Below are 24,352 nucleotides of genomic sequence, written 5' to 3'. Positions count from 1 at the left end.
AGGTGAGCGGCGCCGACGGGTCGGACGAAGAGTGGGGTCAGCGGGGTGCGACGAGCTGGGGGGCTCCGCCGCCACCGGGCTGGCCTGGCTGCCCGGGAACGGCCGGTGCGCCAGGGGCGCCAGGAGCCCGGGTAGGAGCCGGGCGGCCTGCGGTGGGCTGCCCGGCGGTGGGCTGGTTGCTTCCGGTTGCGGTGGGCTGGTTGCTTCCGGTTGCGGTGGGCTGGTTGCTTCCGGTCGCGGTCGGCTTGGCGGTGCCGCTGGTGGTGGGGATGCCCGTCTTGGTGGCGGTGGCCGTGGGCACTGTCGCTGCAGGAGTCTTCGGTACCGGTGCGGGGGTGTCGACGACCTTGGCCGGGACGGGGTGGAGGACGTTGCTGATGCTGGTGCCCTCCTTGTTGTTGGAGGAGACCGGGTGGCCCAGTCCGAGTTCGATGGTGGTGACCACGCCGATGGTGACGGCCATGATGAGGCCGGCACCGATCCAGACGCTGCGGTTCATCTTGAAGTTGGCGGTGCCTTTGGCTCGGCCTTCGACGAAGCTGCCGTGCCCGTCGTTGCCGAGCATTTGTCGTTTGGTGGCGGCGACTCCGTCGGCTCCTGCGGGTCCGCTGGTGAGTGCTCGGGTCTTATCGGGGTCGGTGCCCTTCTTGCCCTTGATGAACAGGTCTCGGAAGGAGGCCATCGCGTTGGTGAAGTAGGACGCGCACACGGAGGAGACCACGGAGGCGATGGCGGCACCGATCAGTGTTCCGGCGACACCGAGTTTGGACGACACCAGGGCTGCGCTGACTGCGGCGCAGGCACCGCCCATCACCTGGGGGATGGACAGGCCGGAACTGGACTTCTTCTCCTCTTCTTTCTCCGGCTTCTCCTCGCCGGCGGGGAGTTGGGAGGTCCGTGGCGGGGACTGGAGCGCGAGGGCGGCCGGGACGACTTCGGTGCGGGGGTGCCCAGGGCCGGGGTGCCCACCGTCGAAGCCTGGTCCGGAGACGCCGGGGAAGGTCTGGGTGCGGGGTGTGGCGTGCTCGTGGGGGAGCGGCCCGCCGGGGTAGGCCTGGGTGTGGGGTTCGTCGTGTCCGGTGCCGCGGTGGTGGCCTCCGGGATGTTGGTGACCGTAGGCCTGTGCTGCGGGCACATGGTGCTGTTGCGGGGGCGCTCCGGTGTAGGGGTCGCGCCCGATGACGGGGGAGACCGCCGTGGCATCGGCCTCGGGGCGCTGGCGAGCCTCTCGGGCATCGTCGTGCTGGGGCGGGCCGAAGCGGCCTGTCGGGTCTGACGGCGAAGGAACGTGCCGGGGGGTCATGCAATCTCCTGGGTCGCGGCGCGCCGCCGCCGATGTTCTTCGCCCCGTTGAGGGCCGCATTCTCGGACGGCGCGTCATCGCATGCAAGGGCTGTTCGGGCCTACTGTATGGTCAGGCCCTGACAGTAGCCTGGTCGACTCTTGTGGTGGGACGTCGGCCCTTCCTGCTGAGGGGCTTCAGGAAGGGTGCTTTCGGGTTGTCCCGCCTGCGACCAGGTCACAAACAGATTACAATGTGATGACGTCAGATCAATAATGTGTCCGCTGTCACATTCATCGCGAGGCGTCGATCTCACCATGAGACCCTCTATCGGGGCTTCGCTCAGTCGAGTGTCTTCTCCAAGAATTCTTTTGCCCGCTCTGTGCGGGGCTTCTCGAAGAAGGCTTCCGGGGTGGTGTCCTCAAGGATCTGGCCGTTGGCCATGAAGATCACTCGGTCGGCGACTTTCCGCGCAAATCCCATCTCGTGCGTGACGACCAGCATGGTCATACCTGTCCTGGCGAGGTCGGTCATGACCTCCAGGACCTCGGCGGTCATCTCCGGGTCCAGCGCTGACGTCGGCTCGTCGAAGAGCATCAGTTTCGGGTGCATCGCCAGTGCACGGGCGATGGCGACTCGTTGCTGTTGCCCGCCGGAGAGCTGAGCGGGCGACTTGTCGGCTTGGTCCCCGAGGCCTACTCGATCGAGAATCTCGCGGGCTGACTTATGGGCCTGCGCGGCCGGGATCTTACGGACGCGCAGCGGCCCGAGAGTGACATTCTCCAGGACGGTCAGGTCGGTGAACAGGTTGAACGACTGGAAGACCATGCCGATCTCGGCTCGGAGCTCGGCCAGCGCTCTGGGTTCGATCGGTAGAGCCTGCCCGTCGATGATGATCGTCCCGGCCTGGATGGCCTCCAAGCCGTTGATCGTGCGGCACAGGGTCGACTTGCCTGAGCCGGACGGCCCGAGCAGGGCGACCACCTCACCGGGGGCGACGCTGAGATCGATGGCTCTGAGAACGTGCAGGTCGCCGAAGTGTTTGTCGACCCCGGTGATCTCCAGGAGTGGTCTGCTCACGCTTCTTCCATCTCCAATACCCGGGGGAAGAGCACATTGTTCTCCTTGTGGATGTGCTCGTGCAGGTCTGCTTCCATCTGTTCCAGGCGGGAGAACATCATCCGGTACGAGCCACAGGCATCCTCGGGGAGGGTGTAGTCCTGGGTGGTGGCCCTGATGGAGCGGAGCAGGTCTCCGGCCACGTCGTGTTCGTACATCATCTGGGTGATCGGTCCGCGCAGCCCACATCCCAGAGGTGCAGGGGCTCCCGGTGTGCCCAGGGCGATGATGGCGGGGAAGAGAATTCGCTCCTCCTTGGTCAAGTGGCTGGACAGATCGGCGACCAGCGCCGCGTAGTCGGCGCCGACCTGGGCCAGCTCGGGGTGGTTCTCCCCGTGGACGCGAACGACCTTGTCGACGAGTTCACCGAGGCGGGGCATCTCGTCCCACAGGTACTGGTGGTGGACGAGCAGGATGTGCTGGGCGAGTTCGGCGATGCCGAAGGACTGCCAGGCCGGTGCCGGTTCGGGGTCGGGCAGGTCGAGCAGCGCGGCGATCTGGACCGGGTCGAGTTCTGCAGCAGCACAGGCCTCTTCAAGGCTCCGGCCGCCATTGCAGCAGTAGTCGAGGCCCTGTTCTTCGAGGACGCGGCTGCGGCGCGGGTCGTCGGTGACCAGGGTGCCGAGGGTTGCGGTGGGGTCGACGGGCATCGGGGGCTCCTTCGGGGTTGGGCTAGCGGCGGTGCGGGAGTCAGGCTGAGAGAGCAGGGGTCGTGGCCAGTTCGTCGAGCAGGGTGGCGCGGGCGGTCGACCAGGCCCGGTGGAGGGCACAGGGGGCCCCTGTGCTGCCACAGGGGTGGTCTTCGACGACGCACCTTCCGGTGTCGGTCGGCCCGTCGACGGCTTCGACGACATCCAGGACGCTGAGGTGGGTGGCGGCCTCACTCAGGACATATCCGCCGGTGGGCCCCGGGATCGAGTGGACCCATCCTGCTCTGACGAGGGGTCCGATGACCTGGGGTATGAAGCCGGCGGTGGTGTCGAGCGCGGTGGCGAGATCGCCGGCCTTGAGGCGGGTTCCCGGCGGCGCGAGTGCGGCGAGCGCGCGTACGGCCAGCCCGGCTCGCCGCGTAACTTCAAGTCGCATAGTCACAGACTAATGGATTGCTTCAGTTTGTCGAACCGGCTTGCCTCGAAGGGAGTTCGTCGTCGTCGGCGGTCATCTGGGCCACTTCGGCATCGCAGATGATTCGGGTTGGCAGAAATAGTGCAAAAAATTTTCCTGAGCAAACGTCCCAAACCTCTGGATCTGGTGTGATCATCATCCTGAAGGATCACCAAATGCGACATCGCCGTCGATGCGCGGGAAAAAAATCTCTTCTCGTCCCGATCCTGGTGGTGTCCGTATCTGAGAGGGGCCGACCATGGCTGGCGTTGAAGAATCACTCGGGCAACTCGCAAAGAGAGCGCGCGGATATGGTGCGAGCCTGGCAACAGAGGAAGCCACGAAGAACGCCATCGTCATGCCGTTCATCTCTCAGGTGCTCGGGTACGACGTCTTCAACCCTGAAGAGGTCATTCCTGAGTTCGTCGCTGATCTGGGATTGAAAAAGGGTGAAAAAATTGACTATGCGATCAAGCATGCAGATCGGGTGCACATGCTCATCGAGGTCAAGAAAGTAGGGGAGGAGCTCTCGCTGGCACATGCCAGTCAGCTCGTTCGTTACTTCCATACCTCTGACGCTCGGATAGGGGTCCTGACCAATGGCCTCGACTGGCGGTTCTACACCGATCTTGACAAGCCGAACATCATGGACGAGCGTCCTTTCCTGCAATTGGACCTCAATGACATCGATCCTTCCACGCTTCCTCATCTGACGAAGATGACCAAGGCAGCTTTCGATCTGGACTCAGTCATCGCTGCGGCAGAAGAACTCAAGTACGTCTCAGCGATCAAGCGAGAAATAGCCGATGAAATATCTTCTCCAAGTGAAGATTTCGTTCGGCTCTTTACCAAGCGTGTTTACCACGGCTACCTTAACGCCCGAGCTGTTGAACAGTTCACCGTGCTGACCGAGAAAGCTGCTAAGCAGTACATCAACGACCGTGTTAATGCCCGGCTCAAGACTGCACTCGCCGACCAGGCGCCTTTGATCGGGGTCTCTCCTGAAGTCGAAGCCACCACCTCTGTCATTCCTTCGGAAGGAACGAATGCGCCGGGCGAGAACCCTCAGGAGAAGAAGCCTGACATTTCCACGACCGAAGAAGAGCTCGAAGCCTTCCGGATCGTCAGAGCGATCGTGGCCGGAATCGTGCCAGCTCAGCGGGTCTTCATCAGAGACGCACAGAGTTATTGCTCAGTTTTTCTCGACGACAACAATCGGAAACCGATCGTGCGGCTCTACTTCAACGGCCGAATCAAGCGCCTCGGAGTATTCGACGCGAACAAGGACCAGGTGAAGGTCGATATCGAGACGCTCGAGGACATCTACGGGCATGCCGAGGTGATCCGGCAGATCGTCGCGCATTACGTCAGTCTCTGATCGCTGGCAGTATCAACTGGTCCGGCCTCTGCCGCATCGAAGAGGCCGGACCAGTTGATAGGCGTCTGCTGAGAGGGCTGCTCAGCCTTGTTCGCCGGAGATGTTGACATGCCAGAGGATGCCGAACCGGTCGGCCAGGAGACCGTAGTCGTCGCCCCACATCTGACGTTCCAAGGGCATCAGGGTGCGGCCGCCTTCGGAGAGTGCGGCCCAGTAGCCGCGCAAGGCGTCCCCGTCCTGACCGGAGATGCTGATCTGCACGTTGTTACCTGGCTGGTAGGGCAGGCCCATGCCCTCGGCCGTGTCGCTGGCGTAGAGATGGAAGCCTGCCGGGGTTTCCAGCGCGGCATGCATGACGCCGTCCAGCTCCATCCCGGATTCTCGGAAGGTCATGACCCGGACGTCGCCGCCCAGGGCGCGGGCGTAGAAGTCCATTGCCTCGGCGCAATTGCCGTCGAAGGTCAGATACGGATTGAGCTGCTGCGCCATGGGTAGACCCTCTCGGAAGAAGTTCACGGCAGATGGAGAGTTATGCCGTATTTGTCAGATTAGGCGGAACGACATGGCGTGACAATGGTGTTCGCGCTGCTGCCGGTCTGGCTGTCCGCAGATCGGTGAGAATGGATGATCGGGAAAGGACATCTCATGACGACGACGCGCAGGCATGCTCATGTCGCGACCGTTCTCGGCGAGCTCCTGCTCGTCACCGACGCGGAGAATCTGGTCGGGGTCTACTTTCCCGACCACCGCCATCCGCCTTCGGCCACCGAGATCGGTGAGCGGACCGACGAAGAAGCGGACGAGGTGATCGCCTGGACTGCGCGGGAGTTGCGTGAATATCTGAGCGGAGAACGTCGTGTCTTCGACATCCCGACCGCTGCTGCCGGGAACGAATTCTCCGAACGGGTGTGGGCCCTGCTCCGGGAGATCCCTTACGGGGCGACGACGACCTATGGGGCGTTGGCCGAGGAGTTGGGCAATAAGGCCTTTGCGCAGCGAGTGGGGCAGGCCGTCGGGCGTAATCCCTTGAGCATCGTCGTCCCCTGTCATCGAGTGGTCGGTGCGGACGGGTCGTTGACCGGTTTCGCCGGGGGGCTCGATCGAAAACGTTTCCTGCTGGGGCTGGAGGAGTCAGGAGCTGACCGGGCGGGCCGGTTGTTCTGAGCTGATCCGGGATGTAGAGCACCGAAGCGTCCGCAGGTAGGCCTCCCAGCCACCGGCTCGCCGTGCCTGCTTCCCGGCATCGACGATGAACCCGTGGAATTCGGCCAGCTGCTCCGTGGTGAACCCGCCGTCGGTGACGAGATGTCCCAACTGCCGACGAGTCGACTCGTACGACGACGGGACCTCGTGCCCGGCCGCGGCCAGGAGCCGGCGGGCGTAGATGTCCCAGATGAAGACAGGCCTGCGGTAGGCGTAGAGCAGGATGTCATCCGCCGTCTCCGGGCCGATGCCTTTGACCTCGAGCAGACTGGCACGCAACTCTTCGTCCGAGTAGCCGTGTGTCAGATCATCGGTGGCGAGATACCAGTTCGCAGTGTCGATGAGACATCGCGATTTGGCCCGCATATAACCCGACGGCCTGATGAGCTCTCGCAGGACAGTCGGGTCGGCGTTCGCCAGCGGTTCTGCGTCGAGCAGCCTTGCCGTACGGAGCTTCGCGAGCGAATAACCCACATTGATCCACGACACATTCTGCGTCAGGACAGCACCCACGAAGATCTCGAATCGCGTCTCCGCCGGCCACCACTCGCCCTTCACCGTGGCAGCTCGAAGAAGCTCGTACAAAGAACGCAACGGGACACCGTCCACATCCCGCACGCTACCAACCCCTGCCATGCCGGAGGGGAGAGCTGGGTGCCTGGCGCTCGCCTTTCTCCACCGATTCGGGGAGGGGAAGCTGTGCCTGGGCGATGGCTATCAACCGGCAAAGCCGTCCGGAAAATAACATCAGCGGATCCCAGCGCTGACGACTGTTCTACCCGCGCACCCCACAGAGTCGCATAACTCCCGGGGCTGCGAGAAAGGACGCTCAGCCCGGAATCTGCCCTCATGCTTTTTCATGAGCAGTACTTGACCGCTAATTTATGAATTGTCCGGCCTGTTCACGTTAACTTAAGTATTAGTCCTCTAAACATGGGGTCTCAAGTCTGCGCTTCGGGACGTCCCTACCTTCCTGAATTGGTGTGGAAAGCAGGAGCCTTTTTCATCTGGCGGGTTGACCTGTGGTGATGAGGGTGGTGACGGCGGTGACGATGGGCGTGGCCTGTTCGGGTGAGGAGCGTAGGCGTCGGAGCACGTGCCAAGACTTGAGTTGGGTGTTGCTGCGTTCGCTGCAGGCGCGCAGCCGTCCGTGGGCGGCGTTGTAGGCCTTCTTGTTGCGCGCGAGGTCGCGTCGTTCGAAGTGGCCGGTGGCCTGGTTGCGGCGGACGGCGCGGATCGGGACGGGGATCCCGGAGCCGATACCGAGGTAGCCACGGTCGGTCAGGACCGCTTTCCTGGCGGTGGTCAAGGTCGCTAGTTTCTCGGGGAGTTGATGCTGCCGGGCGGCCGTGATGTCGTGCCGGGCGCCGGGTAGGGCTGCTGAGGTCCACAGCAGTTCTCCGAGGGGGCCGGCGATGACCTGGACGTTCATGCCGTGGTGGTGGACCTTACCGGAGAAGTACTCGCGGTCGGTGCCGTGCTTGGTCATCCTGACCCGGTCGGTGGGGATGACGGTGTCGTCCAGGACGAGGTAGGCCTTCGCTTGCGCCACGACCAGGGCCTGATCGAGGGTGGGAGCTATCGCGGCCAATACCTGGCAGGCCTCGCGGATGTACCAGAAGACGGTCGCAACGCCGATTCTGAACCCGGCTGCCAGGGCGGTGTAGGTCGGATTGTCATGCAGATAGGCCAGCACCAGCAGGGCTTGATCGCGGGCTGAGAGCCGACGCCAGATCACTTTGGCCGCGGCCCGATGCCGGTGCAGCGCGTTGGTGAGCAGATCCAGGGTGGTGGTGGACATGGCCAGACCGACGGGGTAGACAAGCATGACGGGGCTCCTGGCAGGGGTGACTGAACTGACAATCACCGCTCCTACCAGGAGCTTCGTTATCTCCCCGGATCACACGCCACACGAGACCCAACCGTCACACAGGATGGAAAAGGCTCCCGGTGACGTCGATGATCTTCGAGGCTGCCGGTGGTCACGGTCTCGAGGTGCTCATGGGCTACTTGGCCGACGCCTGCTCGGGATAGAGCGGTGAAGATCTCGTGTTCGCCTCGACCAAGGGCGGGCCGCTCCCTGGACGCCCTCATGCACGCTCAGGTTGTGCCACAAATGTGCCACAACCGGGTTCCGGAGCCTCTGGAAAACGGGTTGCGTATGCAGTGTGGCCACTGGATTCACTCTGTGCCCCCGGGCAGATTCGAACTGCCGACACCCGCTTTAGGAGAGCGGTGCTCTATCCCCTGAGCTACGAGGGCGTGACCTGCCAGGGGCAGGCACTCGCATAGTCTCTCATGCGTTTGGTTGTGTGTCCCACTCGCCTACCACCCCGGTTCGTCACGGCGGGCAAGGACATATCGACAAGCATCTGACCTGCCGGGTCGGTGTCATTCCCGGACCATCCGGGTGCAAGGGGAGAGGAAGCGGACACGCCGACCAGGGCGCGCGTGTCCAGGCCGGGGGTACTGCAGGTGAACACGTAGCCTGGGGGCGTGAATCCGACCCCAAAGCGGCCTGCCGCCGGCACCGGTGGCGACACGGCCCGTCGCACGTCGACGGCCCCCGGTGGACGCACCGCCGGACCCCGCCGACGCGTGCACCCGCCTGCACCGCCGCAGGACGACACCTCGGGCGAGGTCGCCGTCGACCGTTCGGAACACATCGAAGAAGATCACGCAGAACAGGGCGGACCGATCGGACAGGTCGCTCCCGTCGACACGACATCTCAAGGACAGAGAACATCGGACATGGAGGTTAAAGGCGCTGACACCGCAAGCGCGCAAGCAGCAGTCGGCGAGGACCGCCCGGTGAGCCGCCGCGACCGGCGGGTGCCCGTCGCCGACGTCGGCTGGGAACCAGGTGCTGCCCCCTCCCGTAGCGAACGGGTCGGCGTGGCCCTACGGACGTGGCGGGGAGAGCTCGCCGAGACCGGCGGCCCCAACGCCCTGCTGTGGTACCGGGACAGCATCGACGGAGCGCTCGATCTCACCAAGGCACACCCGACCGGGCTGTCCATGCTGATGGCCGGCAACGTGGTGCGGCTGTCCCACCTGGTGCGCGAATCCGCAGCTTTCCGTGACGTCCTGGTCACCGCGCGACGTATCCGGGCCAAATCGTTGGAACTGTGGGAAGAACACGGCATCTCCTCCACCTACGTCTGCGTAGGGATGGCGACCTGGGAACTGCCCGGCACCCTGCGCTGCCCGCAAGCACCGATCATGTTGCGTTCGGTCCGTCTCCACGCCGTCGACGCCGGTGAGACCGACGTCGAACTCGAACTGTCCTCCCGGATCGAGATCAACCCCGTCCTCATGCACTACATGTCCTCCGAACAGGGCGTACGCCTCGACGGAGACGCCTTGGCCGAACTGGCCCACTCCACCGGACGATTCGACCCTCTACCGGTGTACCGGGAACTTCGTCGGCTCCTCGTGCAGGTCCCCGGGTTCACCATCGACGACCGGCGGGTCCTGTCCACCTTCGCCTTGGGCAAGATGGCGATGGTCGCCGACCTGGCAGCCTTCGCCGGGATGGCCTCCGCGAACGACGTCGTCGCCGCGCTCGCCGGGGACCCCGGCGGACGGGAAGCCCTCCGCTCCGACGGCGCCAGCGGCCTCGCCGACCGGGCACGCCGACCAGCCGAACCAGACCTGAGCCGAGAACTGCTGGTCCTGGACGCCGACCCCCGCCAAGCCGAAGTCGTCGACGCCGCCCGCAGCGGACACCACGTCGTCGTCGACGCCCCCCGCGGCTCCGGCGCCACCCAAACCCTGGTGAATGTCGCCGCCGCACTCGTCGGCAACGACCAAAGAGTCCTGGTCATCAGCGAAAGCGCCAGACAACTCGACGACTTCACCAAGTACCTCGACAAAGCAGGGCTCTCCGAACTGCTGCTCGACGCCCGCGACCCCCAAGAGCTGCGCCGAACCCTGGCCCGCCGCGTCGTCGAACGCATCGACGCCCACGACGAGGCGTACGACCTACGGTCGGTCCCGGAGAACGGACGACAGCCCACCCGTTTCCGTTTCACCGACGCCACCGAGAACCCCCGCGCCGACACGGACACCCCCGAAGCGGCGCTCTCCCGCACCCGAGGACGGCTGGCCGCCCACGTCGACTCCCTGCACACCCGCCGCCAACCCTGGAATGTCAGCGTCTTCGACGCCCAGACCGCGCTCGCGGTGCTCTCCGCGAGGGAGAATGCGCCGACCTCCCGGATCAGGATCGCCCCAGCACCTCTGCACCAGTTGACCCGGCCGACGATGGAGCGTTTTGCCGCCGAGGCGGCCGAAGTCGCCGCAGAGGGCGCCTGGACGGCGAAGGGTGCCGACGATCCTTGGTGGGGAGTGCGTTTCCCCGGAGTTGGTGATTACGAGCGAGGGCTCGTGCTCGTCCGACAGCTCGCGAAGCGACGCCTTGCCGAAGACCGGGACGCGCTGAATGCGACCTTGTCCGCGGCGGGGCTACCGCCGGCGCACACCGTGGAGGACTGGGGGGTGGCTCTCGAACTGATCGCTGATGTCCGAGAGACACTCAGCGATTACCGCCACGAGATCTTCTCGACGCCCCTGCAACCGCTCATCGCAGCGACCTCGCCGAACAACGACGGCCACGCTCGCTGGTGGACACGCAGCGTCGGGAAGAAAACGGCCCGCTCGCTGGTGCTGCCGCACGCCCGGATCGATTCGCTCCACGAGGGGATGATCCGCGCGCAGGACCAGGTCGACCGGTGGTCGGCGCTCTCCGGGCGTGACGCAGAGCCGTGCGTCCCCGAGGGATACGACGACGCCTGTTCCCGGTGGGATTCGTTGGTCGCCGACCTGCATTGGCTCGACCAGGCCCTGGTGGGGAGCCGACAGGGCGGTGGTCTGCTCACCCAGCCTCTCGACGAGGTGCACCAGCGGTTGATCCGGCTCACCGAGCAAGGCAACCGGGTGCGGGTCCTGCCGAAGACCGCCGAGCGGCTCGACCGGTTGACCTCGGCGGGCTTGGGTGAACTTCTCGACGATCTGGCCTGCCGCAAGGTGCCGGTGGATCGGGTCGCGGCAGAGGTCGAATTCGTGTGGTGGCTTTCCCTGCTCGACCACATCGCCCGGGAGGACAGTGCGTACGGTCAGCATGACGGCGCCGGGCTGCGTTCGCTGTCGAGGCATTTCGCCGACAACGATCGCGCTCTGCTGGCCGGCCGGGCCGCACATGTCCTGGACCGGGCCAGAGCCCACGCCCGGGTGGAAGCCTCCACCCGCCCTGACCAGGTGACGGTGCTGCGGGCTGCGGTCGACGAGGAACAGCCACGCCCGATCCGTACCCTGCTGGCAGAGACCGGTGAGGTCGCTGCGGCAGCTGCGCCGATCTGGGTGATGAGTCCGTTGACGGTGGCTTCCGTCGTACCCACTCACCTGGCCTTCGACGTGGTGTTGATCGACGACGCCGGACGGCTTCCGCTCTCCCACGCGATTTCGGCGTTGACCCGGGCCGCTCATGTGGTCGCCGTGGGCGACCTGCGTTGTCTGGAGCCGATGCAGTTCGACACCCTGGCGACGGGGGAGACCTATCTTCCAGAAGCGGACGGGCAAGGTCTCGCGTCGGTGCTGACCGAGTTGGCGACGCTGTTGCCTCCGCGGAGGCTCGACCGGGTCTACGGTGACCGGGACGCCCAGCTGGTGTCCTTCGCTCATGCCCGCCGCGACGAACCCGTTGAGGTGTGGCCCAATGCTGGACGTTCGGTTCCGGTGCGGCTGCTGCGTACCGGGGTGGTCCTGTCGTCGGCCGATGACGAGGGCCAGGCAGCTGAAGGGCGGGAGAACAGCCGGGTCGTCGAGCTGGTCGTGGAGCATGCCCGTCGTCGACCTGGCGACAGCATCGCGGTGGTCGCCTTGTCCCCGGAGCAGGCTCAGGCGTTGGACCGGGACATCCGGTATGCCTTCACCCAGGACGCGCAGGCGGCGTCGGCGGCCTGCCTGGTGGAGAAGCATCCCGAGCGTCTGTTGATCACCACGGTCGACGACGCCGCAGGCCACAGCAGGGACACGGTGGTGCTGGCCAGTGGTTTGGTGCCTGGCGCCGACGGTCAGATGCACCTTCCGGAAAGACTCGTCCGTGACGACGGCGACCGCGTGGTCGACACGGTGGTCAATATGGCCCGGCACCGGTTGGACATCGTCACCGCGGTGACCCCGGCTGATATGGCGCGGGTCGCCGACGGTGGGCCGGGGCAGCGGCGGCTGGCTGAACTGCTGGCCTATGCAGAACAGGGCGGTTCGTCCGGTGGATGTGCGGCTATCGGACCGGCGCCTGCGTCGACGTCGGGCGCGTCCCCCTCCGGTCAGGAGAAGCCTGAGGACGTGAAGGACCAGGCTGCGGAGTCGGCGGACGAGCCGGAGGAGAAAACTGACGAACGCACCGCGGAGGAACGCCTTCAGCTGGCTGGTCGGCATGCTCTGATCACTGAATTGGCCACCAGGCTGCGCACGGAAGGCCTGACCGTCCATGAGGGGTTCGGCTTCGGGCGGATGCGTTTGGACCTCGTGGTCGAGGACCCGCATCGCCCTGGAAACATGGCGGTCGCGGTCATCTCCGACGGCGACAGAACTGCTGCGGTGCCGACGGTGCGTGAACGTGAACGGTTGATTCCTGAGCAGCTGGCCTTGCGGGGATGGCGGTGCGTGAGGGTGTGGAGCACGGACATCTTCCGTGATCCGGCCCGCGATGTGGCCCGTATCGTGGAGATCGTCCGCGAATAGGAGTGAGGGAATCGGTGGAGCAGCACAGGCCCGAGATCAGACGGGTCGGGCGTCGGCGGGTGCGTACCGACGAGGTGTCAGGGGTGGTGCCGCGACAGGATCCGACATCGGACGATCGCCCGGAGCCTTCTGCGTCGCTGGGCGGTATCGCCGCTGCCCGTGCGAAAACCGGCGAAGGCGGCGCGCCGTTGAGTGCGCGTGATCGGTGGATCTTGGAGCAGCGACCTCCCCATTGGGGATGACCGAGGACCTTTTTTCGACGAATGACATGCCCTGGACCTGCGTGGGGGCGGGCCACCATGTGGTGGCCCGCCCCCACGCAGGCTGGACGCTGTTCAGCGTTCAGCGGCGACTCATGAGACTCAGGCGCGCTTGCGCAGCTCGTCGCGGATCTCCTGCAGGAGAAGAACCTCTTCGGAGACGGCCTTGGGCTCCGGCTCCTTGCCGCGGGCCCGCCGCTCGGCGAGCTTGTTCATCGGGACGACGAAGATGAAGTAGACCACTGCCGCCGTCATGAGGAAGACGATCACCGAGTTGATGATCGTGGAGAAATTGATCAAGGTGTTGGGCTTGTCGGCGAGAAGCTGGAAGCCCCACCCCTCGACCTTTGCTCCGGGCATCGCGTTCAGGATGGGGGTCACGATGGCCGAGACGAAAGTGTCGACGACCTTCTGGAATGCCGCACCGATGACCACGGCGATCGCCAGATCGACGACATTGCCGCGCATGATGAATTCTTTGAAGCCTTTGAGCATGGTGGTCCTGTCGATGGAGTTTTTATGGGGACAGGTTCGCCCGCGAGATCAAGGACACGTCGTCGTGCGAGGCGGAACGACCGCCGGACATCTTACTCATGTTGGGCCTCCTGCTTATTCATCCCATTCGAGTGTCATGGAGAAAGATTTCTTCAGTTTTTTCCTGCGTCCGTCGTCACGCCTCGGGAGACGATGTGAACACCTCGGGTACTTCCACCCAGTCCAGCATTGATGACTGGTCCTACTTGGGCTGTCGAGACAGAGACCGTGAGCCCGCGGTCGCTCTGCGGTGCTGCCCCGAAGGGACCGGAAGAGGCTTTGTCGACGTCGAGGACCACTGCGTCTGCGGCGAGGACGCTTCCGTCGCGGACGGCTACGACATCCACATGGTCGCCGGGGCTGAGCCGGACCAGCGCGCCGCTGTCGCCCAGGGGAAGGTGCAGCGCGCGGCGGCCTTCGGGCAGGGCCAGGGCTTCGGCCCGTACCCGAGGTGAGGTGAGGATTTCACCGCGGGTGATGCTCGCGGTGGTGGTGCGGCCGACGGCTGTTGCGAGGTCGTCGAGGGCCGAGGTCGGCATGATCCGGCGGGGGACCGGTACCCGGCTCAGGTCATCAAGGGTCAGAACATGCCCGACGGGTAGATCCCGGGTGGCGACCAGGGTGGTGTGTTCTTCGGGCGCGGAACGGGCTTCGACTTGATGCACTGTCAGCCAGCAGGCGGCCAGGGCGCAGGATCCTGCGATGACGCGGCGCGCGGTGGCCCGTTTCCAGGTGCGTGACCGGGACGAGGTGCGCGGCATCGTGGCCCCCCGCCGGAGGGGGTACGGGGCATCCTCTGGGGAAGGGGCAAGACTGGAGGCGCGGGTGGGGAGAGCCATGGCCAGGCAGCCTAGGTCGGTGGCCGGCAAGAGATGCTGTCGTGCCGTCGAGGTGGGGACAGCGAGGTTTTCGACGGTGGGGATGTGGACGAAAGCCACTCGGGAGGCACCGCAGCCCTGTCATCCACTCACGTTGGTGGTGGGCGACAGGGCTGTCGTAGGGGCGCCGAGGCGGCGGGTCGGTCAGTTCGCGGAACTCGAGCTGTTTGTCGAGGAGCTGTTGCTCGCCGAGGAAGTGCTGCTCGCCGAGGAGCTGCTGCTCGAGTCGCTGGACGAGCCGGAGGAGGGCGAACCGGTCGATGGGGCAGAAGAGGACGACGAGGACGCCGCCGTCGAGCTGGAGGACGACCCGCGTGAGTCGGTGCGGTAGAAACCGCTGCCCTTGAAGACGACGCCAACCGCGTTGAACAGTTTGCGCAGCCGCCCGGTGCACTCCGGGCAATCGGTCAGGGCGTTATCGGAAAAAGACTGGCGCACCTCGAAATTGTGACCGCAGTCGGTGCAGGCATAGGCATAGGTGGGCATGCATCATCTCCAGCAGGGAAAAGTGGGTTCAGCCATGATTCTAACTCTGCCAGGGCCCGTACCATTCCACGCCGTTGCTGGTCACAGCGCTGTCCAGGGGCGATGTCCTTCACCTTGGAAAGACGCCGAGGTCATCGTGACCGGTCGCTTCGCCCGGCCTCTTGCGGTCGGCCGGAGCCGGGGGCAACGGCCCGTCCTGTTCTACCGGCGGGCGTTGCCAGCCCGCGAGCCGTCCTTGGACGTCGACGGCGTGCAGCCGATCTTCGGTGGCTTCCCTGGTGCCAGGCGCGGTGACCACGATGATCCGGTCGCCACTGCGTAATGCTGTGTGGGAGGTCGGTACGAAGGAAGCCCGGTCGCGGACGACAAGGGCGATCTGGGCACCGGTGGGCAGCCGTAGCTCGAAGAGCTCGACCCCGTGGAGCCGAGAGTTTTCACCGATGCTGACCTCTAACAGATCTGCACCGACCTCTTCCAGAGGGGTGGTCTCCACCTGGAGGGTGTGCGCTCGGTCGCGCTCGGTGACACCGAGCCTGCGAGCCACCCAGGGAAGGGTGGGTCCTTGAACAGCGGTGAAGACGAGGACGAGTACGAAGACGAGGTCGAAGAGCCAGCTGACTCCAGGTACTCCGGCGATGAAGGGCACCGTGGCCAGCACGATCGGTACTGCCCCCCGGAGCCCGGCCCAGGACAGGAAGAGTTTTTCCCGCCAGGACAACCCGAAGAAGACGCAGGTCGCGAAGACCGAGGCCGGCCGGGCGACCACGAGCAGGACCAGCCCCAGGACGACGGCAGGCACCAACTGGTCGATGAGCTCCGTGGGGGTGGTCAGCATGCCCAGCATGACGAAGAGGCCGATCTGGGCGAGCCACCCCGACGCTTGTGCGAAGCCGCGGGTCGCTGCGCGGTGAGGTAACTGCTGGTTGCCCAGTAGCAACCCGGCCAGGTAGACGGCGATGAATCCAGAGGTGTGCAGGACCGAGGCCAGACCGTAGGCCAGCATGGCCCAGGCATACACCCCGATCGGGAAGATTCCCGAGTGCCCGGAGACCAGCAGTCGCATGACTCGGGCACCGACCCATCCGGCCGTCATGCCGATGAGTGCGCCGCCGCCGAGTTCTCCGAGGATCGACAGGATCAACAGCGCGGCGGTGTCGCCGAGGGAGCCGGCGGAGACCTGCCCTGCGGCCTGCGCGGAGAGGGCCACCACCACGAGGACGACCGGCGCGTCGTTGAAACCGGATTCGGCTTCGAGGATGCCGGTGAGCCGCCGCGGCAGAGGAACCGATCGTAGGACGGAGAAGACTGCGGCGGCGTCGGTGGAGGCGAGGACGGCACCCAGTAGGAGAGAGATCTGCCAGTCGATCCCGATGAGGAGGTGAGCGGCGACGGCGACGATCACGATGGAGACGCCGACCCCTGCCGTGGACAGCAGTGCGGCTGGGGCCACCGAGGAACGAATCTCCGACCAGTCGGTGGTGAGCCCACCTTCGGCGAGGATCAGCGCGAGCGCGAGATAGCCCAGGACCCGGGTCAGGGACATGGATTCGAACTCGAGGCCGAGCCCCTCGGGGCCCAAGGCGACGCCGAGGAGCAGATAGATCAGCAGAGACGGCAGCCCGGTCCGGGTGGACAGTCGTACGGCAGCGACGGCGACGACGAGGACGGCGGAGGCGATCGCCAGCCACATCCCCAGGTCCCACACGGTGAAGGACTCCAGTAGGGACACGGCGCTCCTCTGATTCGATCTGCGGTGGGGCTATTTTCGCAAATCGGATGTTTTTCTCGGAAGGTGAGTCCATCCCGTGGCCGGGCGGATCACCGCATCCACGGGTCGGTCATGAGTGGCGTGGGGAACCTGGGGGACGAGTGCATCATCGTCGATCAGCGCCGCGACCAGAGCGTGATCGGGTCTACGTCGTAGCGCCCGGTCGTAACATCCGCCGCCCTGCCCCAGCCGCCACCCCTGCTCGTCGATCAGCAGGGCCGGCACGATCACCAGGTCGGCGGCCGCGATGGCGTCGACCCCGTGTCGAGGGCTCGGCCGTTCGGGGTCCTCACGGCTTCCAGGACGTCCGTGCCCGGCGTCGGTCCAGTCGAGATCCATGTCGGGCAGGAGCACCGGAACGATGACCCGGGCACCGCGTTCGAGCAAGGCCCGATGCAGGGCACCGGTGGCTGGTTCCGTAGGCATGTCCAGATAGGACGCGACGGTGAGGCCCGACCAACTCCCGACAGGAAGACCGGGCGCGTCCAGCACGGCGTGGGCGATGAGTTCGGCCTCCCGGTCGCGTCGCTGCGCGTGACCGTCCTGGGCGGCCCGAGCTGTCCGTCCGGCCCGCACCCGAGCTCGCAACTCCTTCTTGGCAGCAGCGATCTCGGACAAGGACGGCTCCGCCGGGTGTGGGCTCATGGGGCAAGTGTGCCCGCGCCGATAGGGTGCATCCATGCGTTCAGCTCACGGCGATATCGCCCGGATCCGCCCTGGAGCGAGAGGAAGACCATGATCAGCGTGGAACAGCACCTGGAGCGGATCCTCGCACAGGTCTCTCGTCTGCAAGCGAGCCGGATGCACCTGCTCGACGCCCAGGGGTGTGTCCTGGCGGAGGACATCACCGCGCTCACCGGGCTGCCCGGCTTCGACAACTCAGCCATGGACGGATACGCGCTGCGCGCCACTGACGTCGAGGCGGCCTCCCCGCAGACCCCGGTGACCCTCGACGTCGTCGGGGACATCCCCGCAGGGGAGACCCGGCAACTGACCCTGCCGCCCGGGCGGGCCTATCGCATCATGACCGGCGCGCCGGTGCCCGAAGGCGCCGACACGATCGTCCCGGTCGAGGACACCGACGGCGGCGCCGACACCGTCGTCGTGCGGGCAGCACCGCCTCCCGGTCGGCACATCCGCCGCGAAGCCGAGGACGTGTCCCCCGGGGAAGTCGTCGTTCGCAGCGGTACCAGGTTGGGGCCCAGACAGATCGCGGTCATCGCCGCAGTCGGCTACGGCGAGGTCGTCGCCGTCCCCCCGCCACGGGTCGTCGTCATCAGCACCGGTGACGAACTCGTCGACCCCGGACAGATGCCCGGCCGCGGCCAGATCGTCGACAGCAACTCACCGATGCTCGTCGCAGCCGTCCGCGAACTGGGTGCCCTCCCGTACCGGGTCTCCGGGGTGCCCGACGACGTCGACACCTTCCTGCACACCCTGCAGTCACAGCTCGTCCGCGCCGACGCGATCATCACCACCGGCGGAGTATCCATGGGAGCCTTCGACGTGGTCAAGGAAGCGTTGAACACCCTGGGAACCGTCGACTTCCACAAGGTCGCCATGCAACCGGGCAAACCCCAGGGCTTCGGCGTGATCGGCCCTGACCAGACCCCCGTGTTCACCCTCCCCGGCAACCCGGTCAGCGCACTCGTCTCCTTCGAAGCCTTCGTCGCCCCCGCCCTGCGGGTGATGGCCGGGCGTCCGGCACGCGAACAAGAACCCATCCGCGCCGTCGTCACCGACGGATGGACCTCCCCGCAGAGCAAGGTCCAGTACACCCGGGTGCAACTCACCCGGTCCCCCTCCCGGTACACCGTCCGACTGGCCGGCGCCCAGGGCAGCCACATCCTCGGCGGACTGGCCGCGGCCAACGCCCTCGCCGTCGTCCCCGCCGATGTGACCACGGTGTCCCCAGGCGATACCTTGTCCTGCCTGTCCATCGGGCCGGTCGAGGTCATCGGCGAAGAACACGGGAGCAGCGCGTGAACGAGAACTCAGGGTTGACCCATGTGCGGGCCGATGGCACCGCACACATGGTCGACGTCACCGCCAAAGCGGTCACCGCACGTCAGGCCGGTGCCGCCGGCCGGGTACTCCTGAACACAGCCGCGGTGTCTGCGCTACGTTCCGGCACGGTGCCCAAGGGAGATGCGCTCGCCGTGGCGCGGATCGCCGGCATCCAGGCCGCCAAGAAGTGTCCCGACCTGGTGCCCCTGGCGCATCCGATCGCCGTGCACGGTGTCGAGGTCGACCTGACGGTGACCGATACCGGCGTCGACATCCGTGCGACCTGTCGCACCGCGGATCGCACGGGCATCGAGATGGAAGCCCTGACCTGTGTGAGCGTGGCCGCGCTCGCCCTGGTCGACATGATCAAGGCTGTCGACAAGCACGCCCGGATCACCGACATCCGCGTCACCGCCAAATCGGGTGGCCGCTCCGGTGACTGGACGGAAGAGGCATGACCTCCACTGAGGCGGTTCCGCTCACCGGGCGGACGGCCGTGGTCGTCGTGGCCTCGACGCGCGCCGCAGCGGGGGTCTACGAGGACCGCAGCGGAAAACTGGCAGTCGAACGTCTCCGGGAGTGGGGTCTCATCTGCCCCGATGCGGTGATCGTCGCCGACGGCGAACCGGTCCGTCGTTCGCTCGAAGAAGCCATCGCGGTCGGCGCAGACCTCGTGCTCACCTCCGGCGGGACCGGCGTCACCCCCACCGACCTGACCCCTGAGATGACGGCGCCCCTGCTGGACAAGCAGATCCCTGGCCTGGCCGAGGCGATCCGCCGGGTCGGTATCGACCATGGCATCGCCAATGCCGTGCTCTCCCGGGGAATCGTCGGTATCGCCGGGCGAACCCTGGTGGTCAACATGCCGGGCTCCACCGGTGGGGTCAAGGACGCGCTCGCTGCCCTGGAGCCGGTCCTGGCCCATGTGCTGGACCAGGTGGGTGGGGGAGACCACGTGTGAGCGGGATCTGGCCCGTTGCACTGCACGTTCCTGGCGCCGGCGCGAGCCCTGAGATGATTCTGCGTCCGCTGCGGCGCCGGGACCGTGCTGAGTGGGAAGCCCTTCGGGAGACGCAGAAGGATTGGTTGCGCCCGTGGGAGGCCGGTAACCCCCGGCCGGGCAAGAGAGCGTCCTTCAGACGCCTGGTGCGCTACTACGACGCGGAGGGTCGGGCGGGGCGCGCGCAGTCTTTCGTGGTGGAGGTGGCCGGCCGGATCGTCGGGCAGGTGCAGTTGAGCCAGATGATCTGGGGATCTTCACGGTCGGCGGTCGTGGGCTACTGGGTGGCGCAGGAATGGGCGGGGCAGGGCGTCGCTCCGGCGGCGGTGTCGGCGGTGGTGGACCGTGCTTTCGGGTCGTTGTGCTTGCACCGTCTGGTGGCCTATGTACAAGTGGACAACCGGCCTAGTGCGCGGGTGATGGAAAAACTTGGTTTCGTGGATGAAGGCATCGCCAGAGGGGCGCTTTTCGTGAATGGCGAATGGCGTGACCATCGTTGTTTCTCGCTGACTCGCGAAGATGTTCGGGGCCGCTCCTGGGTCGATCGATGGAATGACGTGAGCCACGGCGGACGTCCGACTTGATCAGCGGTTTCGTGATATACCGGGCTGTAATTACAGCTCTGTCATTCAGATATTCGACACACCGGCGATATGTCTGATGACTGGCTGTTCTCCGCCGTAATTTTGTGCTGTGGCAGTAAGTGGTTTGGTCTTTTTCGTTCTTCTCGTTACCTGGACCGGATATGGCTGGGTGCGTGTCGTCCGCCGTCGTGAGCAGCTCGTCACCGCCCGCACGGTGGACCGGTTCTCCGAGCACATCCGGGTGTTGGATCGGCGTTCCTCGAGGCCGACGGGGCCAGGGGGCGGGAGCTCGTCCTCCAGCGGGGGCGGTGCGTCGCTCCTTGCCGCTGGGGCCTTGGCCCGTCGCACGGCTGCCGATCAGGGCGCGGATGTCCAGGAGGCGATGACCGCTGATCTGCAGGCTGCCTCGTCCTCCTCGATGACGGGACGGAGTGAGATTCGTCGTCGACGGATACGGGCCTATGCCTTTCTGGCAGCTTCCGGGTCGACCCTGCTCGGTGCCTCAACGGCTTTTGTCGGCGCCTTGTCCTGGTGGGTGCCGGTTTCCACGGCGGCGGCAGCGCTCTCCTTGTTCGGTCGGGTCTGGTGGGAACACCAGATGACTGCTGTCAGAAGAGTCTCTGCCGGGGCTGACTACGGGGAGAACGGCTTCGACTCCATGGCCGTCGAATCAGCGGCTGCCGTCGATGCCGCCATAACGGGGGAGCGCGCGATGACGCAGCCCGTCGAGGTCGAGGGCCCGTCGTCGCAGACCCGAGCTCTTCCGGAGGAGTCTGTCGATCGGAAAGAGCGTGTCGAAAGGCTTGCTGTTCGTGACCGTGCCCGCGGCGTGGCCGGGAGCGGCTGGCAGCCGATGCCGGTGCCGCGTCCGTTGTATGCGATGAAGGCGCAAGCTCCTGCGATCGAGCCGGATACCGAGGAGATCCCGGTGCTCCCTGCCGTTCGTGCCTGGGAGCACAGCGACAGGCCGGATCGTCAGGTCGCCGTGGGGGAGTGAAGAGCGTCGTGATCAGGCCTGGGGCCGCTTGGGGCGGTGGGCGATCGGCTGATTTCTAGGATGACTTCCCGGGTGCTATGGTTGGTTCTCGCATTAAGGGGCTGTGGCGCAGCTGGTAGCGCACCTCGTTCGCAACGAGGGGGTCAGGGGTTCGAGTCCCCTCAGCTCCACCCACGCACAAGGCTCAAATCCTTGCCATCTTCGATGGTTTCGGTTCGGGCCTTATTGCTGTCCTGGGCCCAGGTGAGGGCGTTGGCGAGATGGGCTCGGGGTCGAGGAGAATCTCGAAGGAGCGGTTGTTCCTTGGTCGTCTTTATCGATGTAGACCTTGGTGAAGAAGGCTGGGTCTGCCGCTCGCACGGTCTAAGTGCCATCTTGTCTTCAGTGATTCTCCGCCGCAGGCATACGGTCAGCATCCATTGCGCGCAACAGTTGCGTCCAGAGCCCCAGCCCCTGGTACGTGGCCGCGTAACTGTCAGGGGTGATACAGCAGAACCATCGGGTCGTCCTGCAGATCGGGCAGCTGCGCCAGTGACGCTTCCGCCAGGATTTCGACCGGGTCCATGGAGATGAGGTCGAGTTCTGTCAGGTTGTCGCTGTCGATGACGTCAGGTCGGCTCATCTGGTAGTAACCAAAGTGCATGTGGGCGCGTCGCATGTCACAACTGTCCGCGAGGGTACGGGCGTCGCTGAGGTGAGGACCGCGCCATCGCGGGTCCACAGTGATGCGTAACGTTCTGGCCGACGTTCGTCGTGCCCTGCTACCTCAGACCTGACCCGCACCAGTCGCACCCGCACCCCTCGAGCTGTGGAATGCGCTCATGCCAAGATCGTCGCCGAGGACGGCGATCTGGTGTACCAGGCGGGTCCCCGGCCTGCCTGGGGGAGCTACGTGGCGCATGATTCCATGTATGTTGGCTTGTTTAACCCTAAGCATATTCAGATCAACGCCCTGCCATGGGCGAGAGTCGCTCCGAGGAGAAAAACACCCCTTTAGGGCGCGGACAGTGGCCGAGTAAAACCTGCATGATCCATCATGAATGAGCAGGCTGTCCACCAGGCCACCCCTCTACCAACTCCCAACCAAGACGATCCGCGGCGCCTGGCAATCCTGCCAACGTGTGCGATGCGACAACCACGTCGCACTCAGGAATAAGGGCGAGGAAAGCGCCAGAGTCCCGCGTCTGACCATTATGCCAATAGACGTCTCGACGCCTCTGCCAGCCGCTTTCGGCAGCCATGAAAAGACCTTTTTCCATTGCAGCGGCACCGTAGTTAGCCATGGTCTGCAGATCGCTCCATAGTCCGCCAGCCGCAACGTAAGGTGACGACCCCAGGTCCCATGGCTGGTGGGGTCGACCATCAAACCCGTTGATGTGCGCCCGCATTTCTGTCGGCGGGAGCGTGCTGACATCACCCAGTCCGGCCGGCTCGAGCACGAATCCCCGCGCAGCGTCAAACCAGGACCTCCCAGTAGCCCTCTCGACTAGCAAGGCTAAAACAGCATAGCCCAGGTTTGAATATTCCACCGAACCAACAGAATCAAGGCTATCCTCATCTATTTGTCGCAGCGCTTGCATGATGAACGCTTCGTCGGCGCCCTTATAGGGGTCGGAGAAGACTCCCGAAGACATCCCTGGATGCACTCTTGGAAGGCCCGAAGAGTGCGTCACCAACGAGTGGACCGTCACGCGCGAAGGCAGAACTTCTACAAGTTCACAAGCGGGCGTCCCCCAATCAAGAAACCCCTCCTCCACAAGCCGTGCTATCAAATGCGCAGTTACCAGCTTTGTGACCGAACCCCACTCCACGAAAAAGTCTGCCCGATAGTTCTTTCCGTAAGATGATTTCACGAGCTCACCACTCTTCACCATCACGTAAGCTCGCCGCTTCTTGCAGAAGTTCATGAACATTACTTTTCACTCCTATGAATATCCACAAACTGTCTCACTCTCTTATGGGCACCCGCACCACGTGCGGCCAGGCCCCTATAAGAGTTCGAGCTGCGCGTTCGTGCGCCGCAACAACATGTCTGTCCACGAAAATAAGGTCACAGGCTACCATTATTAGTGCAAATGAAGTCAGCCCCATGAAGATTTCAATCGCAGCGCGGAAGGCGCTCATGATGACTATCGCCAATAGTCTGGTCTGGCGAAAGACTGCCAACACTGGAAAACGGCCCGTTCGATCAGCTCGGAGTGGGGGTAGGGCTCGCCGAGGGTGATGGTCATCAGGTGGCTGTCTTCCAAAGAGGGTTGGCGGGTGATGCTGGGAGAATCATCCCTGGAGAAGGCTGGTGATGGCATTGCATTCCCACGCGGCGGTCGGGTCGGCCGAACGGTGGGAGAGTTGACGAGCGATCGCGTCGTCATCGCAACCTCGAGACCGAGCGTAGGCAGCGAGCCCGGCGAAATTTGAAGTGGGGTGTGCCGTCAATGCTCGTCGGTATCCCGTATCGCGCCATCGCCAGCGTGTGCACAATCCTGGGCGACTGTGGGGCACCCGAGTGGCTCCACTTAGTTGTGCTGCATGCCTACTTGGCCTCAAGTTTGAGGAAGTGTCTGGGTCCGTAGAGTGATAGTAACCAGCGGTCCGGTTGCTAATTCTGTCGCGGTTGTTCCGTTTTCGTCGATTTGGACCCAATGCAGATCCATCTGGCGGGTTTCGCCATGGACAGTCAGTCGTACGTCGGCTTTGTACTTCACGCCAGCGTCCACGCGGCTGGTGAAGCGTTGGCGTGGGCTCGACCGGGACTGTTTGACGTATCCGGGCATCAGCCCAGTTGGTGACTGCGAACAGCCTGTTCAGTGCCTTTGTCGCGAAGTTTTCGTTGTCGAAGCTCGCGAGCGTTCCGTGCATGATCCCGTTGCGAGCGAGTTCGGTGGTTTCGGTGAAGTCTTTCTCACCAGTCAGGATTCCCCCAGTCGGTCGCCGCCCGTTGGGTGGGGTCGAAGGTCGTAGCGGGCCCGGTGGGCGCGTAGCCATCGAGACGCGCGGGCGACGGT

The 24,352-nt window shown here is 64.9% G+C and carries 23 protein-coding genes, 2 tRNA genes and 1 pseudogene; 11 read left to right on the top strand and 15 right to left on the bottom strand.

Annotated features, from left to right (window positions below; all coding sequences use genetic code 11):
* Positions 1 to 37: 37 nt before the first annotated feature.
* The 4 genes from DX923_RS10515 to DX923_RS10500 all read right to left on the bottom strand — a co-directional run bounded on the left by DX923_RS10515 (position 38) and on the right by DX923_RS10500 (position 3,487).
* A complete protein-coding gene (locus tag DX923_RS10515; RefSeq protein WP_116114703.1) occupies positions 38 to 1,303 on the bottom strand; it encodes a hypothetical protein in 1,266 nt (421 codons plus the stop codon).
* Positions 1,304 to 1,624: 321 nt separating this feature from the next.
* Complete coding sequence (locus tag DX923_RS10510; protein ID WP_116114701.1) at positions 1,625 to 2,362, bottom strand: amino acid ABC transporter ATP-binding protein; 738 nt, start codon at positions 2,360 to 2,362, stop codon at positions 1,625 to 1,627.
* Positions 2,359 to 3,051: an iron-sulfur cluster repair di-iron protein gene (gene ric, locus DX923_RS10505; RefSeq protein ID WP_116114699.1), complete on the bottom strand. Its 693-nt coding sequence runs from the start codon at positions 3,049 to 3,051 to the stop codon at positions 2,359 to 2,361. Before ric ends, DX923_RS10510 begins: the two co-directional genes overlap by 4 nt.
* A 40-nt stretch (positions 3,052 to 3,091) precedes the next feature.
* Positions 3,092 to 3,487 carry an Rrf2 family transcriptional regulator gene (locus DX923_RS10500; RefSeq protein ID WP_116114697.1) on the bottom strand — a complete coding sequence of 132 codons (396 nt, stop codon included), beginning with the start codon at positions 3,485 to 3,487 and terminating at the stop codon, positions 3,092 to 3,094.
* 277 nt (positions 3,488 to 3,764) lie between these two features.
* Between DX923_RS10500 and DX923_RS10495 the strand changes: the two genes are divergently transcribed.
* Complete coding sequence (locus DX923_RS10495) at positions 3,765 to 4,883, top strand: type I restriction endonuclease (RefSeq protein ID WP_116114695.1); 1,119 nt, start codon at positions 3,765 to 3,767, stop codon at positions 4,881 to 4,883.
* 81 nt (positions 4,884 to 4,964) lie between these two features.
* Here the strand turns inward: DX923_RS10495 and DX923_RS10490 are convergent, their stop codons facing one another.
* Positions 4,965 to 5,372: a VOC family protein gene (locus DX923_RS10490; protein ID WP_116114693.1), complete on the bottom strand. Its 408-nt coding sequence runs from the start codon at positions 5,370 to 5,372 to the stop codon at positions 4,965 to 4,967.
* Positions 5,373 to 5,528: 156 nt separating this feature from the next.
* Between DX923_RS10490 and DX923_RS10485 the strand changes: the two genes are divergently transcribed.
* Positions 5,529 to 6,047, top strand: coding sequence for a methylated-DNA--[protein]-cysteine S-methyltransferase (locus DX923_RS10485; protein ID WP_116116284.1), 519 nt, complete (start codon positions 5,529 to 5,531; stop codon positions 6,045 to 6,047).
* Here DX923_RS10485 and DX923_RS10480 read toward each other — a convergent pair.
* The 3 genes from DX923_RS10480 to DX923_RS10470 form a co-directional block, all read right to left on the bottom strand.
* Complete coding sequence (locus DX923_RS10480) at positions 6,015 to 6,695, bottom strand: endonuclease III domain-containing protein (protein ID WP_240322594.1); 681 nt, start codon at positions 6,693 to 6,695, stop codon at positions 6,015 to 6,017. The two genes, DX923_RS10485 and DX923_RS10480, sit on opposite strands and share 33 nt — an antisense overlap.
* 394 nt (positions 6,696 to 7,089) lie before the next feature.
* A complete protein-coding gene (locus tag DX923_RS10475; RefSeq protein WP_116114689.1) occupies positions 7,090 to 7,914 on the bottom strand; it encodes a transposase family protein in 825 nt (274 codons plus the stop codon).
* Between the two features lie 361 nt (positions 7,915 to 8,275).
* Positions 8,276 to 8,348: transfer RNA gene (locus DX923_RS10470), tRNA-Arg, on the bottom strand.
* 234 nt (positions 8,349 to 8,582) lie between these two features.
* On the opposite strand from DX923_RS10470, the gene DX923_RS10465 reads away from it, so the two are divergent.
* The gene (locus DX923_RS10465) at positions 8,583 to 12,833 is read left to right on the top strand and encodes a hypothetical protein (protein WP_116114687.1); all 4,251 of its coding nucleotides are present in this window, start codon (positions 8,583 to 8,585) and stop codon (positions 12,831 to 12,833) included.
* A 14-nt stretch (positions 12,834 to 12,847) separates the two neighbouring features.
* Positions 12,848 to 13,075 (top strand): hypothetical protein, encoded by a 228-nt coding sequence (locus tag DX923_RS16200; protein WP_162872903.1) that lies wholly within the window; start codon positions 12,848 to 12,850, stop codon positions 13,073 to 13,075.
* A gap of 120 nt (positions 13,076 to 13,195) precedes the next feature.
* On the opposite strand, the gene mscL is transcribed toward DX923_RS16200, so the two are convergent.
* Both mscL and cpaB read right to left on the bottom strand, forming a co-directional pair.
* Entirely contained in the window at positions 13,196 to 13,588 is a 393-nt protein-coding gene (gene mscL / locus DX923_RS10460) for a large conductance mechanosensitive channel protein MscL (protein WP_006502728.1), read from the bottom strand.
* Between the two features lie 152 nt (positions 13,589 to 13,740).
* Positions 13,741 to 14,466 carry a Flp pilus assembly protein CpaB gene (gene cpaB / locus DX923_RS10455; RefSeq protein WP_205413024.1) on the bottom strand — a complete coding sequence of 242 codons (726 nt, stop codon included), beginning with the start codon at positions 14,464 to 14,466 and terminating at the stop codon, positions 13,741 to 13,743.
* Between cpaB and DX923_RS17025 the strand changes: the two genes are divergently transcribed.
* Positions 14,465 to 14,836, top strand: coding sequence for a hypothetical protein (locus DX923_RS17025; RefSeq protein WP_346218105.1), 372 nt, complete (start codon positions 14,465 to 14,467; stop codon positions 14,834 to 14,836). The genes cpaB and DX923_RS17025 overlap by 2 nt on opposite strands.
* A gap of 62 nt (positions 14,837 to 14,898) precedes the next feature.
* Here the strand turns inward: DX923_RS17025 and DX923_RS17020 are convergent.
* From DX923_RS17020 to DX923_RS10440, 3 genes and pseudogenes are all read right to left on the bottom strand, one after another.
* Positions 14,899 to 14,991: pseudogene (locus tag DX923_RS17020) on the bottom strand (FmdB family zinc ribbon protein); the annotation flags it as partial.
* Positions 14,992 to 15,100: 109 nt separating this feature from the next.
* Positions 15,101 to 16,720, bottom strand: a complete 1,620-nt coding sequence (locus DX923_RS10445) for a potassium/proton antiporter (RefSeq protein ID WP_240322593.1) — start codon at positions 16,718 to 16,720, stop codon at positions 15,101 to 15,103.
* Positions 16,721 to 16,750: 30 nt separating this feature from the next.
* Positions 16,751 to 17,404, bottom strand: coding sequence for a 5-formyltetrahydrofolate cyclo-ligase (locus DX923_RS10440; RefSeq protein ID WP_162872902.1), 654 nt, complete (start codon positions 17,402 to 17,404; stop codon positions 16,751 to 16,753).
* A 90-nt stretch (positions 17,405 to 17,494) separates the two neighbouring features.
* On the opposite strand from DX923_RS10440, the gene glp reads away from it, so the two are divergent.
* The 6 genes from glp to DX923_RS10410 all read left to right on the top strand — a co-directional run bounded on the left by glp (position 17,495) and on the right by DX923_RS10410 (position 21,517).
* The gene (gene glp, locus DX923_RS10435) at positions 17,495 to 18,745 is read left to right on the top strand and encodes a molybdotransferase-like divisome protein Glp (RefSeq protein WP_116114679.1); all 1,251 of its coding nucleotides are present in this window, start codon (positions 17,495 to 17,497) and stop codon (positions 18,743 to 18,745) included.
* 47 nt (positions 18,746 to 18,792) lie between these two features.
* Positions 18,793 to 19,224: a cyclic pyranopterin monophosphate synthase MoaC gene (moaC, locus tag DX923_RS10430; RefSeq protein WP_240322835.1), complete on the top strand. Its 432-nt coding sequence runs from the start codon at positions 18,793 to 18,795 to the stop codon at positions 19,222 to 19,224.
* Positions 19,221 to 19,727, top strand: a complete 507-nt coding sequence (locus DX923_RS10425) for a MogA/MoaB family molybdenum cofactor biosynthesis protein (RefSeq protein ID WP_116114676.1) — start codon at positions 19,221 to 19,223, stop codon at positions 19,725 to 19,727. Before moaC ends, DX923_RS10425 begins: the two co-directional genes overlap by 4 nt.
* Positions 19,724 to 20,350, top strand: coding sequence for a GNAT family N-acetyltransferase (locus DX923_RS10420; RefSeq protein ID WP_116114674.1), 627 nt, complete (start codon positions 19,724 to 19,726; stop codon positions 20,348 to 20,350). The genes DX923_RS10425 and DX923_RS10420 overlap by 4 nt, the downstream gene beginning before the upstream one ends.
* Before the next feature lie 169 nt (positions 20,351 to 20,519).
* A complete protein-coding gene (locus DX923_RS10415) occupies positions 20,520 to 21,347 on the top strand; it encodes a hypothetical protein (RefSeq protein ID WP_116114672.1) in 828 nt (275 codons plus the stop codon).
* A 97-nt stretch (positions 21,348 to 21,444) separates the two neighbouring features.
* Positions 21,445 to 21,517, top strand: a tRNA-Ala gene (locus DX923_RS10410).
* 305 nt (positions 21,518 to 21,822) lie between these two features.
* Here the strand turns inward: DX923_RS10410 and DX923_RS10405 are convergent.
* Together DX923_RS10405 and DX923_RS10400 are read right to left on the bottom strand one after the other, a co-directional pair.
* Complete coding sequence (locus tag DX923_RS10405) at positions 21,823 to 22,005, bottom strand: hypothetical protein (protein ID WP_162872901.1); 183 nt, start codon at positions 22,003 to 22,005, stop codon at positions 21,823 to 21,825.
* A 376-nt stretch (positions 22,006 to 22,381) separates the two neighbouring features.
* Entirely contained in the window at positions 22,382 to 23,254 is an 873-nt protein-coding gene (locus DX923_RS10400; protein WP_162872900.1) for a serine hydrolase domain-containing protein, read from the bottom strand.
* Positions 23,255 to 24,352 lie beyond the last annotated feature (1,098 nt).

The sequence above is a fragment of the Austwickia chelonae genome (genome assembly GCF_003391095.1).
Lineage (GTDB): Bacteria > Actinomycetota > Actinomycetes > Actinomycetales > Dermatophilaceae > Austwickia > Austwickia chelonae_A.
This window is presented reverse-complemented; position numbering and strand designations above follow the sequence as displayed.